This window comes from Micrococcus luteus (assembly GCF_014138885.1).
Classification (GTDB): Bacteria; Actinomycetota; Actinomycetes; order Actinomycetales; family Micrococcaceae; genus Micrococcus; species Micrococcus luteus.
On the sequence record NZ_JACJIK010000001.1, the window covers coordinates 774,460 to 788,300 of the forward strand.

The 13,841-nt window shown below is 74.4% G+C and carries 11 protein-coding genes; all 11 read right to left on the reverse strand.

Going from position 1 to position 13,841, the window contains the following annotated elements:
* Positions 1–15: 15 nt before the first annotated feature.
* Entirely contained in the window at positions 16–1,842 is a 1,827-nt protein-coding gene (locus tag HDA34_RS03500; protein WP_061866730.1) for a proline--tRNA ligase, read from the reverse strand.
* Positions 1,843–1,961: 119 nt separating this feature from the next.
* Positions 1,962–2,894: a GNAT family N-acetyltransferase gene (locus HDA34_RS03505; protein WP_061866742.1), complete on the reverse strand. Its 933-nt coding sequence runs from the start codon at positions 2,892–2,894 to the stop codon at positions 1,962–1,964.
* A complete protein-coding gene (gene ispG, locus HDA34_RS03510) occupies positions 2,869–4,053 on the reverse strand; it encodes a flavodoxin-dependent (E)-4-hydroxy-3-methylbut-2-enyl-diphosphate synthase (protein ID WP_061866731.1) in 1,185 nt (394 codons plus the stop codon). Before ispG ends, HDA34_RS03505 begins: the two co-directional genes overlap by 26 nt.
* Positions 4,054–4,158: 105 nt before the next feature.
* The gene (locus tag HDA34_RS03515) at positions 4,159–5,526 is read right to left on the reverse strand and encodes a M50 family metallopeptidase (protein WP_061866732.1); all 1,368 of its coding nucleotides are present in this window, start codon (positions 5,524–5,526) and stop codon (positions 4,159–4,161) included.
* Complete coding sequence (gene dxr / locus HDA34_RS03520; protein WP_061866743.1) at positions 5,523–6,758, reverse strand: 1-deoxy-D-xylulose-5-phosphate reductoisomerase; 1,236 nt, start codon at positions 6,756–6,758, stop codon at positions 5,523–5,525. Before dxr ends, HDA34_RS03515 begins: the two co-directional genes overlap by 4 nt.
* Before the next feature lie 139 nt (positions 6,759–6,897).
* Positions 6,898–8,520 (reverse strand): monocarboxylic acid transporter, encoded by a 1,623-nt coding sequence (locus tag HDA34_RS03525; RefSeq protein ID WP_041104224.1) that lies wholly within the window; start codon positions 8,518–8,520, stop codon positions 6,898–6,900.
* The gene (locus tag HDA34_RS03530) at positions 8,517–8,891 is read right to left on the reverse strand and encodes a DUF485 domain-containing protein (RefSeq protein ID WP_041104222.1); all 375 of its coding nucleotides are present in this window, start codon (positions 8,889–8,891) and stop codon (positions 8,517–8,519) included. The genes HDA34_RS03525 and HDA34_RS03530 overlap by 4 nt, the downstream gene beginning before the upstream one ends.
* Before the next feature lie 202 nt (positions 8,892–9,093).
* The gene (locus HDA34_RS03535) at positions 9,094–9,972 is read right to left on the reverse strand and encodes an HpcH/HpaI aldolase/citrate lyase family protein (protein WP_044658614.1); all 879 of its coding nucleotides are present in this window, start codon (positions 9,970–9,972) and stop codon (positions 9,094–9,096) included.
* Complete coding sequence (locus tag HDA34_RS03540; RefSeq protein WP_041104218.1) at positions 9,969–10,499, reverse strand: MaoC family dehydratase; 531 nt, start codon at positions 10,497–10,499, stop codon at positions 9,969–9,971. Before HDA34_RS03540 ends, HDA34_RS03535 begins: the two co-directional genes overlap by 4 nt.
* Before the next feature lies 1 nt (position 10,500).
* Positions 10,501–11,688, reverse strand: a complete 1,188-nt coding sequence (locus tag HDA34_RS03545; RefSeq protein WP_041104216.1) for an acyl-CoA dehydrogenase family protein — start codon at positions 11,686–11,688, stop codon at positions 10,501–10,503.
* Positions 11,689–11,703: 15 nt separating this feature from the next.
* A complete protein-coding gene (locus tag HDA34_RS03550) occupies positions 11,704–13,839 on the reverse strand; it encodes an acetyl/propionyl/methylcrotonyl-CoA carboxylase subunit alpha (RefSeq protein ID WP_061866733.1) in 2,136 nt (711 codons plus the stop codon).
* Positions 13,840–13,841: the final 2 nt, after the last annotated feature.

The following is a 13,841-nucleotide window of genomic DNA, read 5'->3' on the forward strand; positions in this document are numbered from 1 at the left end:
ACGGCGCCGAACCACTCAGCGCCCGTCGCGCACCTCCGCGAGCACCGCCGCGACGGCCCCGTCCACGGGCACGGGGCGCGCCTCGCCGGTGGCACGGTCCTTGAGCTCGAGCTCGCCGTCCGCCAGGCCGCGGCCGATCACCACGGTGGTGGGCACGCCGATGAGCTCGGCGTCCTTGAACTTCACGCCGGGGCTGACCTTCGGACGGTCGTCCACGAGCACGGTCAGGCCCTCGGCCTCGAGGCCCGCGGCGAGGGTCTCGGCGGCGGCGAGGCCGTCCTCGCCCTTCGTGGCGACGACGACGTGCACGTCCGCCGGGGCCACCGCGCGCGGCCACGCCAGGCCCTTGTCGTCGTGGTAGCGCTCGGCGATCGCGGCGACGGCGCGCGTGATGCCGATGCCGTAGGAGCCCATGGTCACCACGACCTGCTTGCCGTGGACGTCGAGGACCTTCAGGTCGAGGGCCTCGGCGTACTTGCGGCCGAGCTGGAAGATGTGGCCCATCTCCATGCCGCGGCGGGTGTGCAGCGGGCCGGAGCCGTCCGGGGCCTGGTCGCCCTCGCGCACCGCGGTGGCCTCGAGCACGCCGTCCCACGTGAAGTCGCGGCCGGCCACGAGGCCGAACACGTGGCGCTGGTCCGCGTTCGCGCCGGTGATCCACGCGGTGCCGGGGGCGATGCGCGGGTCCACGAAGAAGGGCAGGCCCGAGACGGAGCCCTCCGCGCCGAGGACCGGGGTGCCCTCGACCGCGTCGGCCGCCGCGGGGCCGATGTAGCCCTTGACCAGGGCGGGGTGCGCGGCCAGGTCCGCGGCGGTCGCGGCCTCGAGCGTGGGCTCGCCGACCACGCCGAGCGCCGGGCCCACGGAGGCCTCGAGACGCTTGAGGTCCACCTCACGGTCGCCGGGCACGCCCACGACGAACGGGCGGCGCTCGCCGCCGTCCACCACCGCGGTGACCACGACGCACTTGAGCGTGTCCGCGGCGGTCCACGGCTCGCCGTCGCGCGGGGCCAGCCGGTTGGCGACGTCCACGAGCGCGGCGATGGTGGTGGAGACCGGGGTGTCCTTGACCTCGGCGGCGGGCAGGACCGCCATGGCCGCCTCGTCCAGCGGGGCGGGGGCCACCGTGGTGACGGCCTCGACGTTGGCGCGGTAGCCGCCGTCGGACTCGACGAAGGTGTCCTCGCCCACCTCGGTGGGGTGCAGGAACTCCTCGGAGCGGGAGCCGCCCATCGCACCGGAGGTGGCCCGCACCGGCACGACCTCGAGGCCGAGGCGGTCGAAGATCCGCAGGTAGGCGGCCCGGTGGGCCTCGTACGCGGCGTCCAGGCCGGCGTCGTCCACCGTGAAGGAGTAGGAGTCCTTCATGATGAACTCGCGCCCGCGCAGCAGGCCGGCGCGCGGGCGGGCCTCGTCCCGGTACTTGGTCTGGATCTGGTACAGGTACGCGGGCAGGTCCTTGTACGAGGAGTACAGGTCCTTCACCAGGAGCGTGAACATCTCCTCGTGTGTGGGGGCCAGGAGGTAGTCGTTGCCCCTGCGGTCCTGCAGGCGGAACAGCCCGTCGCCGTACTCATCCCAGCGCCCCGTGGCCTCGTAGGGCTCCCGCGGCAGCAGCGCCGGGAAGTGCACCTCCTGGGCGCCGATCGCGTCCATCTCCTCGCGCACGATCCGCTCCACCTTGGCCAGCACCTTGAGGCCCAGCGGCAGCCACGAGTAGATGCCCGGGGCCGCGCGACGGATGTAACCGGCACGGACGAGGAGCCTGTGGCTCGCCACCTCGGCCTCCGCCGGGTCGTCGCGCAGGGTGCGCAGGAACAGGGTGGACATGCGCAGGGGCATGACGGGGCCTCCTCGGACGGGCTCGCGCGGTCGGGGCGGCGCGCGGGACGGGACGACGCCGGCACGGGGTGCCCGGCGTCCTGACCGCCGATCCTATCGCCCGCGCAGGGCCCGCCGGGTCAGTACAGGACGGTCGCGAACGTGCCGCGCCGCTCGAACCCCACGCGCTCGTACGTGCGCAGCGCGGGGGTGTTGTACGCGTTGACATAGAGGCTGACCACGGGCGCCTGGAGTCGCACGTAGTCCACGACGGCGGCCATCGCCGACGCCGCCAGTCCTCGGCCGCGCGCGGCGGGGGCCATCCACACGCCCTGGATCTGGGCGCACCGGGAGGAGAGCAGCCCGATGTCCGCCTTGAAGCGCAGCGGGCCGCCCGCGTCGCGCGGTCCCGGGTCGATGAAGACGCGTCCGGTGTGGATCAGCCGCTCGACGCGGTCCCGGTACTGGGCCGCGCCCCCGGCGAATGGGGAGAAGCCGAGCTCCTCCTCGAACATCGCCGCGCTGGCCGGCAGGACGCGCGCGAAGTCGTGTGGCTGCGCCTGCACCACGTGCGGGTTCGGGTCGATCCCCCCGGCCGTGCCCAGCACGAGCAGCGGCTGGTCGGGGCGCACGGACCGGGACCGGTGGCCCGCGGCGGCGAGGGCCTCGCCGGCGGCCAGCACGGGACCGGCCGGGCCGTAGATCGACCCGTACCGGCGGCGCAGCGCGGCGGCCGCCGCGCCGAGCGCCTCCGCGTCGCCCGGCGCCCAGCCGGCGTCCGGGGCCTCGGACGCGGCGACCGGCACCACGTTCGAGCCGATCCAGACGGCCGCGCGCAGCGCGCCGGCGCCCGGGGCGTCGTCGTCGATCCCGAGGAACAGGGTGCCCGCCGCTCCCCCGCGCGGGCCGGCCAGGCGGCCCGCCTCGAGCAGGGAGTCCACGAACACGTTGGACACGGGGGCACGGGCGGACAGGGCCGCGAGCGCGGCGGTGTCCGCGTCGGTCAGCAGGCGGACGCGGTCACCCGTGGCGGCCCGGACCTCCCGGTCAGTGGACGGAGACCACCGGGGCACCGGCGGCAGCCTGGTCACCGCCGTCCTCCCCCAGGTCCATCTCACCGGCGATCCGGTTGGCCTCCTCGATGAGGGTCTCCACGATCTGGTCCTCGGGCACGGTGCGGATGACCTCGCCCTTGACGAAGATCTGGCCCTTGCCGTTGCCGGAGGCGACGCCGAGGTCGGCCTCGCGGGCCTCGCCCGGCCCGTTGACGACGCAGCCCATGACGGCCACCCGCAGCGGGACCTCAAGGTCCTGGAGGCCCTCGGTGACCTGCTCGGCCAGCGTGTACACGTCCACCTGGGCGCGGCCGCACGAGGGGCAGGAGACGATCTCGAGCTTGCGCTCACGCAGGTTCAGGGACTGCAGGATCTGCAGGCCCACCTTGACCTCCTCGACCGGCGGCGCGGAGAGGGAGACGCGGATGGTGTCACCGATGCCCTGGCCGAGCAGGTAGCCGAAGGCGGTAGCGGACTTGATGGTGCCCTGGAAGGCCGGGCCGGCCTCGGTGACCCCGAGGTGCAGCGGCCAGTCACCCTGCTCGGCGAGCAGCTCGTAGGCGCGGGCCATGATCACCGGGTCGTTGTGCTTGACGGAGATCTTGAAGTCCTTGAAGCCGTGCTCCTCGAAGAGGGAGGCCTCCCAGACGGCGGACTCGACGAGGGCCTCCGGGGTGGCCTTGCCGTACTTCTGCAGCAGGCGCGGGTCCAGGGAGCCGGCGTTGACGCCGATGCGGAGGGAGGTGCCGTGGTCCGAGGCGGCCTGCGCGATCTCCTTGACCTTGTCGTCGAACTTCTTGATGTTGCCCGGGTTCACGCGCACGGCGCCGCAGCCGGCCTCGATCGCCGCGAACACGTACTTCGGCTGGAAGTGGATGTCCGCGATCACGGGGATGGTGGACTGCTGGGCGATGACCTTGAGGGCCTCGGCGTCCTTGTCCGTGGGGCAGGCCACGCGGACGATGTCGCAGCCGGCGGCCGTGAGCTCGGCGATCTGCTGCAGGGTCGCGCCGATGTCGTGCGTCTTGGTGGTGGTCATCGACTGCACCGAGACGGGGTGCTGCGAGCCGACGCCCACCGAGCCCACCTGGATCTGCCGGGTGGTGCGGCGCGGGGCCAGCACGGGCGGCGGGGCGGACGGCATTCCAAGGCTGACGGGCACGGGGGCGCTCCTCATGGGTTCTCGGGGTCGACGGCGCGGGGCCGCCGGGTTCTCCGGTCCATCCTAGGCGCGCGGGCGCCCCGGGGCGCGGGGCGACCGCCCACGGCGAACGGGCCGGGCTCAGAACAGCCGGACCGGCTCCACGATGTCCGCCACGATCAGGATGACGCCCATGAGCAGCATCGCCGCGCCCACCGCGTAGGTCAGCGGCAGCATGCGGGCCAGGTCGAACGGCCCCGGGTCCGGGCGGCCCGTGATCCGGGCCCAGCCGCGGCGCACCGCCTCCCACAGGGCGCCGGCCACGTGGCCGCCGTCGAGCGGGAGCAGCGGGATGAGGTTGAACACCATGAGCGCCACGTTCACGCCCGCCAGCAGGGACAGCAGCAGGGCGGCCTTGTCCGTCAGCGTGGCCTCCTCGAGCGCCGCCGCCTCCCCGGCGATCCGGCCGACTCCCACCACGGACATCGGGCCGTCCGGGTCGCGCTCGGCCGGGGTCACCACGGCGACGGCGGTGTCCCACAGCCGCTGCGGCAGCACGAGGACGACGTCGACGACGCCCCGCACCTGCTGGGCCACGAGCGGGCCGGCGTCGAGCGGGGTGCCGCGGACCGTCTCGAGCTGCGCGCCCATGCCGATGAACCCGACCTCGTGGGTCGCCACGGTCCCGTCCGGGGCCCGCTCGGGCCGGCCCAGCGCGTCCGTCACGGGCCGTTCCGTCAGGCGCGGGGTCAGGGTGGCGCTCATCCGCTCGCCGTCGCGCTCCCACTCGATCCGGGTGGGCTGTCCGGCGCGGTCCCGGATCGCGGCGGAGAGGGCGTCCCAGTCGGAGACCGGCCGCCCGTCGAAGGCGAGCACGGTGTCGCCGGGGCGCAGTCCCGCCTCGTGGGCGGGCGCGGCGGGATCGCCCGGGCGGCAGTCCTCTGTCCCGCCGGAGGCGGCGCGGGCCTGCTGCTCCTGCATCGTGACCACGCACCGGTAGACCTCGGCGACGGTGGTGCTGGGCTGCGAGGTGCCCACCGTGGTGACCAGCAGGGCGGTGGCGCCCAGCGCGATGAGCAGGTTCATGAACGGCCCGCCGAGCATGATCACCACCCGCTTCCACACCGGCAGGGCGAGGAAGCGGCGGTGCTCGTCGCCGGGGCGGACCTCCTCGGCGGCCTGGGCCCGCGCGTCGTCGGCCATGCGGCCCAGCTGCTGGACGAAGCCCGTGGACGCCGCGCGGGGCGTCTGCCCGGGCCGCGGCGGGGGCAGCATCCCGATCATCGCGACGTAGCCGCCCAGCGGCACGGCCTTGAACCCGTACTCCGTCTCGCCGCGGCGCCACGAGACGAGCGTCGGGCCGAAGCCGATCATGTACTGCGTGACGCGCACGCCGAAGAGCTTGGCCGGGACGAGGTGGCCGATCTCGTGCAGGGCGATCGAGACCGCCAGGCCCAGCGCGACCGCGAGGACGCCCGCGACGTACCAGAGGATCTCCACGACGGTCACCAGCGGGCCCGCGCCGCACGGCGCGCCCAGGCCTCGGCGGCGAGCACGGCATCCACGGTGAGCCCCGTCGGCGCGGGGTCGTGGCCGGCCGCGGCGAGCACGTGCTCGGGGGCATAGTCGGCGACGACGGCGCGGACCGTGTCCACGATCCCGTCGAAGGGCAGGGCGCCGGCGTGGAAGGCGTCCACGGACTCCTCGTTGGCGGCGTTGAACACGGCCATGTGGGTGGGCGAGGCGGCCGCCGCCTCCTTCGCGGCCCGTACCGCGGGGAAGGCCTCCTCGTCGAGGGGCTCGAACGTCCAGGTGGCCGCCCGCGTCCAGTCGCAGGCCGGGGCCGCGCCCGGGAGACGGCGCGGCCAGCACAGCCCCAGGGCGATGGGCAGGCGCATGTCCGGCGGGGAGGCCTGGGCGAGCGTGGACCCGTCGACGAACTCGACCATCGAGTGGACCACGGACTGCGGGTGGACCACGACGTCGATCCGGTCCAGGGGCACGTCGAACAGCAGGTGGGCCTCGATCACCTCGAGGGCCTTGTTCACGAGGGAGGCGGAGTTGGTGGTGACGACGCGGCCCATGTCCCACGTGGGGTGGGCGAGGGCCTGGGCGGGCGTGACGGCGTGCAGGGCGGCGCGGTCCAGGCCGCGGAACGGCCCGCCCGAGGCCGTGAGCACGAGGCGGCGGACCTCGTCCGCCGTGCCCCCGCGCAGCGCCTGCGCGAGCGCGGAGTGCTCGGAGTCCACCGGCACGAGCTGGCCCGGCGCCGCGGCCGCCTTCACGAGGGCCCCGCCGACGATGAGCGACTCCTTGTTGGCCAGGGCCAGGCGGTGGCCGGCGTGCAGGGCGGCGAGGGTGGGCCGCAGGCCGATCGAGCCCGTGATCCCGTTGAGCACGGTGTCGGCGCCGGGCCACGCGGCGATCTGCTCGGCGGCGCACGGGCCGGTGAACAGCACGGGTCGGGGGGACGGGCGCCCGAGGCGGGCGGCGGCGTCGGCGAGGGCGGCGCGCAGCTCCTCCTCCCCCGCCGCGGCGGAGCCCACCGCCTCGACCTCGAAGCGCACGGCCTGCTCGGCCAGCAGGGTCGTGTTCGCCCCGCCCGCGAGCGCGACGGCCCGGAGCCGGGCGGGGTCCTGGGCGATCACGTCGAGGCCCTGGGTGCCGATCGAGCCCGTGGAGCCGATCAGGGCGACGGCGCGCGGGGCGCCGTCGTCGTCCGCCGGGGCGGGGGCGGGCAGCGTGTAGTCGGTGAGGGATCCGTGCGTCACCCCGCCATGATGCCAGTCGGGCCTGGACACGGACGGGGGGCCGGCCGGACGGACGCCGCACCCCGACGTCCCGCCCCGCCGGCCCCCGTGGGACCGGGTCAGCCGCGGATCAGTGCTGCACCGGCTTCTCGGCGCCGATGCCGGTGAGGGAGCGGACCTCCATCTCGGCCTGCTTGTCGGGGTCCTCGGCGCGCGACGAGGTCACCGAGCCGAGCCAGCCGAGGAAGAAGGCCAGCGGGATGGAGACGATGCCCGGGTTCTTCAGCGGGAACACCGCGAAGTCCGCGCCCGGGATCATCGAGGTCGGCGTCCCGGACATCACCGGGGACAGGACGATCAGGATGATCGCGGAGAGCAGTCCGCCGTACATCGACCACACCGCGCCGCGGGTGGTGAAGCGCCGCCAGAACAGGGAGTAGAGGATGGTCGGCAGGTTCGCCGAGGCCGCCACCGCGAAGGCGAGCGCCACGAGGAACGCCACGTTCTGGCCCTGGGCGGCGATGCCGCCGACGATCGCCAGGACGCCGATCACCACCACGGTGATCTTGCCGATCCGCACCTCCTCCTGCGGGGTGAGCGGGTGCTTGGCGATCACGGAGCCGTACACGTCGTGGGCGAAGGACGCCGCCGCCGTGATGGCCAGGCCCGCGACCACCGCGAGGATGGTGGCGAACGCGACCGCCGAGATCAGGCCCAGCAGGATGGAGCCGCCGAGCTCGAACGCCAGGAGCGGGGCCGCGGAGTTCTGCCCGCCGGGCGCGGCCAGGATGCGCTCGGGGCCGATCAGCGCGCCGGCACCGTAGCCCAGCACGAGGGTGAACAGGTAGAACGCGCCGATGAGGACGATGGCCCACACCACGGACTTGCGCGCCTCCTTGGCGGTGGGCACCGTGTAGAACCGCATGAGCACGTGCGGCAGGCCGGCGGTGCCGAGCACGAGCGCGATGCCCAGGGACACGAAGTCGAGGCGGGTCAGCGCGCTGGCGCCGTACTGCAGGCCCGGCTCGAGGATCGCCTCGCCCTTCGGGTTCATCTCGACGGCGGCCCCCAGCATGGCGTTGAAGTCGAAGCCGAACAGGGCCAGTGACCACACGGTCATGATCCCCGCGCCGGCGATCAGCAGGATCGCCTTGATGATCTGCACGTAGGTGGTGCCCTTCATGCCGCCGATCAGCACGTAGACGATCATCAGCACGCCCACGATCACGATCACGAGGGCCTGGCCGGCCCGGTCGTTGATGTTCAGCAGCAGGGACACCAGGCCGCCGGCGCCGGCCATCTGGGCCAGGAGGTAGAAGAGGCAGACGGCCATGGTGCCGAAGGCGGCGGCGATGCGCACGGGACGCTGCTGCAGGCGGAAGGACAGCACGTCCGCCATGGTGAACTTGCCGGTGTTGCGCAGCAGCTCGGCCACCAGTAGCAGGGCCACGAGCCACGCCACGAGGAAGCCGATCGAGTAGAGGAAGCCGTCGTAGCCGTAGAGGGCGATCGCGCCCACGATGCCCAGGAACGAGGCCGCGGAGAGGTAGTCACCCGCGATGGCCGTGCCGTTCTGGGTGCCGGAGAAGCCGCGGCCGCCGGCGTAGTAGTCGGCCGAGGACGCGTTCGTCTTGGACGCGCGGATCACGATCACGAGGGTGACCACCACGAAGGCGACGAAGATGCCGATGTTCACGGCGGGGTTGCCGACCGTCTGCGGGGCGGCCTGGAGCAGGGGGGTGAGCGCGCTCATCGCGTGGCCTCCGGGTTCTCGTGGGCGCCGGCGGCCTCGCGCTCGAGGCGCTCACGCAGCGCGGTGGCGCGGGGGTCCAGGGTCCGGTTGGAGAAACGGACGTAGGCGAAGGTGATCAGGAACGTGGTGACGAACTGGAGCAGGCCGAGGATCAGGCCGAGGGTGATGTTGCCGCCGAGGCGGATCGCCATGAACTCGGGGAAGAACGCGCCGACGATCACGAACACCAGGTACCAGACGAAGAACGCCACGGTCATGGGGAAGGCGAAGGATCGGTGGGTGCGCCGGAGCTCGATGAACTCCTCGGACTGCTGCGCGGCGCGGAACTGCGCGGCCGTGGGGACCGGCGCCGTGGGCTCGCTGGATGACATGGGCCCTCCGGGGGTGCGTAGGACGGATCAGTGTGAGACAGATCACTGTGATGACAACCACACTCTGGCGGGCGGAGGGGTGCGCCGTCAAGCGCGCCCCGGGGCCGTGCGCCCGTGTGACAGCCCCGGGGCGCAGCCGTGCGGACGCGGACGCGCCCCGACGGCACGGGGCCGCCGGGGCGCGGAGCCGCCGAGGAGCCGGTCAGGCGCTCGCCGGCCGGGGCGCGTCCGCGCGGCGCAGGACCGCGCGGGCCTGGGCGAGGACCACCTCGTCGACCATCGCCCCGTCCAGCTCGAAGGCCCCGTGTCGGCCCTCGGCCGCGGCGAGGACGCGCCGGGCGCGTTCGACGGCCTCCGGGGCGGGCGTGTAGGCGGAGCGCACGACGGGCACCTGGCGCGGGTGCAGGCACACGGTCGCGGTGCAGCCCAGGGCGACGGCGTCCTCGGCCTCGGCGGCCAGCCCGGCCTCGTCGCCGAGGTCCAGGTGGACGGCGTCCCATGCGGCCGCGCCGTGGGCGGCCGCCGCCAGCAGCACCGTCGCGCGGGCGTGCTGGACCACGGAGCGGTAGGCGCCCTCGGGGGTGCGGGAGGAGCTGCCGCCCATCGACGCCACGAGGTCCTCGGCGCCCCACATCAGCGCACCCACGTGCGGGTGGGCGGCCAGGTCGGCGGCGGCGAGGATCCCGGCCGCGGTCTCGCATAGGGCGACGACGCGGGTCTGCGGGCCGAGGGCGGCGACGACCCCGTCCACCTGCGCGGCGGACTCGGCCTTGGCGAGCATGAGCGTGCGCCAGCCCGTCCCGGCGAGCATGGCCAGGTCGGCGTCGTGGTCCGCGGTGCCCGCGGGGTTCACGCGGACCACCACGCGGTCCTCGTCCAGCGGGCCGCCGTCGACCCCGCCCGTCGCCCGCCCCGCCCAGGCCGCCGCGACGGCGTCCCGCGCGGTGGGCCGGGCGTCCGGGGTGACGGCGTCCTCGAGGTCGAGGATCACCGCGTCCGCGCGCTCGAGCGCCGTGGCGTACCGCTCGGGGCGGTCCGCCGGGGTGAACATGACGGCCGGTCCGAGGGTCAGCGCGCTCATGCCCGCTCCCCCGTGCCTGCGGCGTCGGCGGCCTTCGCCTTGGCCTCCGCGTGCGCCTGCGCGGTCCACATCAGACAGGTGCGCTGGGCGCGGACGACGACGTCGCCGTGCTGGTTCTCCCCCGTCATCGCGAACGTGACGATCCGCTGCCCCGGCCGCGAGGAGGACTCGCGGATTGCGGTGACCTCGGAGCGCCCGTAGAGCGTGTCCCCGTGGAAGACCGGCTTCGGGAACGCGATCTCCCCCAGGCCGAGCTGGGCCACGAGCGTGCCCTGTGTGGTCTGCCCGACGGCGAGGCCCACCAGGGTGGACAGCGTCAGCATCGAGTTGACCAGCGGTCGGCCGAACGGCTGGTCCGCCGCGTACGCGTGGTCCAGGTGCAGGGCCTGCGGGTTCATGGTGAGGGTGGTGAACAGGACGTTGTCCGCCTCGGTGAGCGTGCGGCCGGGCCGGTGCAGGTAGACCTGACCGACCGCCAGCTCGTCCGCGTAGCGGCCCCGCTGCTCGATCTCGACGCGCTCCGTCACGTCAGAGGCCCAGCTCGCGGGCGATCAGCATGAGCTGCACCTCGGTGGTGCCCTCGCCGACCTCGAGGATCTTGGAGTCGCGGTAGTGACGGGCCACGAGGGTCTCGTTCATGAAGCCGTAGCCGCCGAACACCTGGGTGGCGTCCCGGGCGTTGTCCATGGCGGCCTCGCCGGCGATCAGCTTGGCCATGGCGGCCTCGGTCTTGAACGGCTTGCCGGCCAGCATCTTCTGGGCGGCCTCGTAGTAGGCCAGGCGGGCGGCGTGCGCGCGGGCCTGCATGCGGGCGATCTTGAAGGACACGGCCTGGAACTGCCCGATCTTCTGGCCGAACGAGGTCCGCTGCTTGGCGTAGGCGACCGACTCGTCCACGCAGCCCTGGGCCGCGCCGGTGGCCAGGGCCGCGATGGCGATACGGCCCTCGTCGAGGATCTCGAGGAAGTGGGCGAAGCCGCGGCCGCGGGCGCCCAGCAGGTTCTCCTCCGGCACGCGCACGTCCGAGAAGTGCAGGGCGTGGGTGTCCGAGGAGTTCCAGCCGACCTTGTCGTAGGCCTTGGCCACGGAGAAGCCCTCGGTGCCGGCGGGCACGAGGATCGTGGAGATCTCCTTGGCGGGGCGGCCGTCGTGGCCGGTCCTGCCCTCCACGGTGCCGGTCACGGCGGTGACGGTGACGAGCGAGGTGATGTCCGTGCCGGAGTTGGTGATGAACTCCTTGGCGCCGTTGATGCGCCACTGGCCGTCCTCGAGCGCGGCGGTGGTCTGGGTGCCGCCGGCGTCGGAGCCCGCGCCCGGCTCGGTGAGGCCGAAGCCGGCCAGGTGCGTGCCGGCCACGAGGTCCGGCAGCCAGCGCTGCTTCTGCTCCTCGGTGCCGAACTTCAGCAGCGGCATGGCGCCCAGGGAGACGCCGGCCTCGAGGGTGATGGCCACGGACTGGTTGACGCGGCCGAGCTGCTCGAGGGCCAGGGCCAGGGCGAAGTAGTCGCCGCCCATGCCGCCGTACTCCTCGGGGAACGGGAGGCCGAACAGGCCCATCTCGCCCATCTGGGCCACGATCTCGTACGGGAACTCGTGCTGGGCGTCCAGCTCGGCGGAGACCGGGGCCACGACCTCGTCGGCGAACTCGCGGACGGTGTCGGAGAGGACCTGGTAGTCCTCCTCGAGGGCGGGCAGGGTGCGGTGCTTGGTGCTCATGGTCCTCTCCTGTTCTCAGGTGTTCTCTGCGGGTGCTGCGTGCTCGGTGGGCTCGACGACGGCGATCAACGCCTGCGCGGCCACGGCGTCGCCCTCGGCGACGTGGACGGTCACGACGCCGGCGACGGCGGCCGTGACGGGGTGCTCCATCTTCATGGCCTCGACCACCGCCAGCTCCTGGCCCGCGGCCACGGTGTCCCCGGTGGCCACGGACACGGCGACGACGGTGCCCGGCATGGGCGTGCGGGCCTCGGGGGACGCTGCGCCGGCCGGGGCACGACGCGCGGCCGCGGCCGCGCGGGCGGCCTCGACCACCTCGGCCCGGGTGAGGCGGCGGACCTGCCACGCGGCGCCGTCGCGGTGCAGCCACGCTGAGCGCGGGTCCCGCGGGTCACCGGCCAGGAGGTTGACGCCCGCCAGGCCTCCGGCGTCCTCGTCCACCTCGGCGTCGGCGGCGGGGGCGGTGAGGATGCGGTCCTCGTCCCCGACCCGGACGCGCATCCCGGGCTGCGGGGCGCCCGCGCCGCGCCAGCCGTCCGCCCGGGCCCACGCGGTGCCGGCCGCGCGGTGCTCGGCGGCGGCCGCGTCCTCGGACACGTCGGCCAGGGCCTCGGCCGCGAGCGCGGCGAGGTCCTCGGGCAGCGCGGGGGCGGTCCACGCCTCGAGGCCGTCGATCAGCTCGGTGGTGAGCCGGCCGGTCCGCACGTCCTCGCGGGCCGCGAGCTCGCGCAGCCAGCCCAGGTTGGAGCGGACGCCGAACAGCACGGTGTCCGCGAGCGCGGCGTCGAGCCGGTCCAGGGCCTCGGCGCGGTCGGCGCCACGGGCGATGAGCTTGGCGATCATCGGGTCGTAGAAGCCGGTGATCTCGGGCTGTGCGCCGTCGACGTCCACGGGGTCCACGGCGCCGGCGGCGGGGCCAGTCTGCGGTCCGGAGCCGAACGCGCGCTCCTCGGCCGGCCGGGAGGGCAGCAGGAGGGTGTCGACGCGGACGCCCTCGCCGGCGGGCTCGCGCCAGCGCAGCACCGGCCCGGTGGAGGGCAGGAAGCCGTTCGCGGGGTCCTCCGCGTAGACGCGGGCCTCGACGGCGGCGCCGTCGAGGGTCACGTCCTCCTGGGCGAAGCCGAGCGGCCCCCCCGCGGCGATGCGCAGCTGCAGCTCCACGAAGTCCAGGCGCTGTCCGCGCACCCGGACGACCTCCTCGGAGACCGGGTGCTCCACCTGCAGGCGGGTGTTCATCTCCATGAAGAAGAACTCGTCCGGGTTCTCGTCCGAGACGAGGAACTCGACGGTGCCGGCACCGCGGTAGCCCACGGACACGGCCGCGTCCACGGCGGCCCGGCCCAGGCGCTCGCGGAGCTCGGCCCCGTGCGCCAGCCCGGTCAGCAGGGGCGCGGGGGCCTCCTCGATCACCTTCTGGTGGCGGCGCTGCAGGGAGCACTCGCGCTCGCCCAGGTGCACGGTGGCGCCGTGGGCGTCCGCGAACACCTGCACCTCGATGTGCCGGGGCGCGGTGATGAGCCGCTCGAGCAGCAGGGTGTCGTCGCCGAACGCGGAGCGCGCCGTGCGCCGGGCCGAGGCGAGGGCGCCGGGCAGCTCCTCGGCGGCGCGCACGGCCACCATGCCCTTGCCGCCGCCGCCCGCGGAGGGCTTGATCAGCAGCGGGAAGCCGACGCGCTCGGCCTCGGCCGTGATCTGCTCGTCGGTGAGCGTGGGGTCCTGGATGCCGGGGACCACCGGCACGTCGTACGCGGCCACGGTCTCCTTGGCGCGGATCTTGTCCGCCATCGCGTCGAGCGAGGCCACGGGCGGGCCCACGAACACGATGCCGGCCGCGTCCAGCGCGCGGGCGAAGTCGGCGTTCTCGGACAGGAAGCCGTAGCCGGGGTGCACGGCCTGGGCGCCGGTGCGGCGCGCGGCGTCGACGACGGCGTCGATGTCCAGGTAGGACTCGCGGGCCGGAGCCGGGCCGAGGCGGACCGCCGTGTCCGCCTCGCGGACGTGCCGCGCGTCGGCGTCGGCGTCGGAGTGCACGGCCACCGAGCGGATGCCGAGGCGGCGCAGGGTGCGGATGACGCGCACGGCGATCTCGCCGCGGTTGGCCACCAGCACGGTGTCGAACAGGGGCGTCCCCTGGGCGTGGTTCTCGGTCACGG